This window comes from Clostridia bacterium, from assembly GCA_035561135.1.
Classification (GTDB): domain Bacteria; phylum Acidobacteriota; class Terriglobia; order Terriglobales; family Acidobacteriaceae; genus DATMYA01.
This window is the reverse complement of record DATMYA010000043.1, coordinates 1-1,857: the sequence shown is the minus strand read 5'-3', so window position 1 is coordinate 1,857 and position 1,857 is coordinate 1. Positions and strand designations below refer to the sequence as shown.

Here is a 1,857-nt window from a genome sequence, read left to right as displayed (position 1 = left end):
TACTTATTGTAAGTAACAAGAGTATTTAACTAATCAATTATTTCAGTCTTTCCTCTATCTTGTCGAGTTCGGCGGTGAGTTCAGCCGGGAGGCGGTCGCCGAATTTTTTATAGTATTCGCGCATTTCAGATACTTCTTTTATGCCCTGTTCTTTGTCAACGGTGAAGAGTTTTTTCAGGTCGTCGGCGGAGATGTCGAGTCCGTCGGTGTCGAGCGCGCCTTCGGCGGGCAGGCGTCCAATGGGTGTTTCGACGAATTTGCCGGTGCCGTTTACTCTTTCGATTGCCCATTTGAGAGCGCGGATGTTGTCGCCGTATCCGGGCCAGATGAATTTGCCTTTTTCGTTTTTACGGAACCAGTTGACGAAGAATATTTTCGGGAGTTTATCGTGTGATGATTTCTTTCCGATTTCAATCCAGTGTTTAAAGTAGTCGCCCATATTGTATCCGCAGAACGGAAGCATAGCGAACGGGTCGTGGCGGAGTGTTCCGACCGCACCTGCCGCGGCAGCCGTGGTTTCGGACGCGCAGGCTGAGCCCATATAAACGCCGTGGTTCCAGTCGTATGATTCGTTGATAAGCGGCGTGAAACTTTCTCTTCTGCCGCCGAAGAAGAACGCGCTGATAGGCACGCCTTTCGGGTCTTCCCACGCGGGGTCGATTACCGGGCATTGCTTCGCGGGCGCGGTGAATCTTGAATTCGGGTGCGAGGATTTTCTTCCGCTCTCGGGCGTCCAGTCGTTTCCGTTCCAGTCAGTAAGGTGCGCGGGCGGTTCGTCCGTCATTCCTTCCCACCAGATGTCGCCGTCGTCGGTAAACGCGACGTTGGTGAAAATTGAGTTCTCTTCGCAGGAGAGCATCGCGTTCGCGTTCGTTTTCATAGACGTTCCGGGCGCGACGCCGAAGAATCCGTATTCGGGATTGATTGCATAAAGTCTTCCGTCTTCGCCGAATTTCATCCAGGCTATATCGTCACCGACTGTTTCGATTTTCCATCCGGGAATGGAGGGCGTAAGCATAGCGAGGTTTGTTTTTCCGCAGGCGGAAGGGAAAGCCGCGGTGATGTATTTCTTTTCGCCGTTCGGCGGGGTGATGCCGAGAATGAGCATATGTTCAGCGAGCCATCCTTCGTCGTGAGCGAGCACGGACGCTATGCGGAGCGCGAAGCATTTTTTGCCGAGAAGGGCGTTTCCGCCGTAACCCGAGCCGTACGACCAAATCATTCTTTCTTCGGGGAAGTGGCAGATATATTTTGTTTCGCTGCAGGGCCAGGCGACATCTTTCTTTCCGTCCGTCAAAGGCATTCCGACGGAATGGAGGCAGGGCACGAAATGCCCGTTGTCACCGAGGACGTCGAGGACTGCTTTTCCCATACGCGTCATAATGCGCATATTCACGACGACGTAAATCGAGTCGGTGAGTTCGACGCCGATGTGAGCGATATTGGAGCCGAGCGGACCCATCGAAAAAGGAATCACGTACATCGTGCGTCCTTTCATACAGCCGTCGTAGAGGTCTGTCATAATTTTTTTCATTTCGGCGGGCGCCATCCAGTGATTTGTCGGACCCGCGTCTATTTCTTTTTCGGAGCATATGAATGTTCTGTCTTCGACGCGCGCGACGTCTTTCGGGTCGGAGATTACCCAGTAAGAGTTCGGGCGTTTCGGAATCGGTTTGAATGAGCCGTTATCCACGCATTGTTTTATGAGGCGGTCGTTTTCTTCAACTGAGCCGTCGCACCAGTGAACATTGTCAGGTTTGCAGAGTTTCGCCATTTCGTCAACCCAGGCGATAAGTTTTTTGTTGTTGGTCATTGTGTGCCTTTCTTGAATTATTATTTTTTCTGTTCTGTTATATG

Annotated in this window: 1 protein-coding gene; it reads right to left on the bottom strand. The window is 51.7% G+C overall.

Annotated features, from left to right (window positions below):
- Positions 1-37 precede the first annotated feature (37 nt).
- Positions 38-1,813 (bottom strand): phosphoenolpyruvate carboxykinase (GTP), encoded by a 1,776-nt coding sequence (locus VN622_08200; GenBank protein ID HWR35831.1) that lies wholly within the window; start codon positions 1,811-1,813, stop codon positions 38-40.
- Between the last annotated feature and the right edge of the window lie 44 nt (positions 1,814-1,857).

Excerpts from the sequence above, each read along its gene's own strand:
- VN622_08200 (HWR35831.1), bottom strand. The coding sequence starts at position 1,813 with ATGACCAACAACAAAAAACTTATCGCCTGGGTTGACGAAATGGCGAAA.